Consider the following 447-nt stretch of genomic DNA (forward strand, 5'->3'; position numbering starts at 1 on the left):
GTACAAGCCCATGTACCTGTTCCGCGGTGACGTTCCGGTCAAGGAGTTCGCGAAGGTGATGCCGCCGGCATTGCGGCCGGCCGTACGGCTGGCGGGTAAGCAGGCGATGGGTGTCTATCCGTATCGAGACCTCTACATGCTGGAGGCCGCCCGGCAGTTCGTTCCGATCATGCGCAACACCAAACTCATTCTGCTGGGCGGCATCACCGATCGCGAACACCTGGAGACGGGGTTGCGTGAGGGATTCGATTTTCTGGCGATGGGGCGGGCCTTGCTGCGCGAGCCCGGCCGGGTCAACACGATGATGGCCGAACCGGCCTCACGCAGCCGCTGCAACCACAACAACAAGTGCATGGTGACGGTATTCGGCCGCACGCACTGTGTGCTCGATCCCGAGCAGCGCTACGGGGCCGTGCTAAGAGCCGAGCAGATCACCTAGCGCCTGGC

General features: G+C 63.5%; 1 pseudogene. It reads left to right on the forward strand.

The features are described from left to right. Positions 1 to 439, forward strand: a pseudogene (locus RM844_RS32800) (NADH:flavin oxidoreductase); the annotation flags it as partial. Positions 440 to 447: the final 8 nt, after the last annotated feature.

It is taken from the genome of Streptomyces chisholmiae (assembly GCF_031845445.1).
GTDB lineage: Bacteria > Actinomycetota > Actinomycetes > Streptomycetales > Streptomycetaceae > Streptomyces > Streptomyces chisholmiae.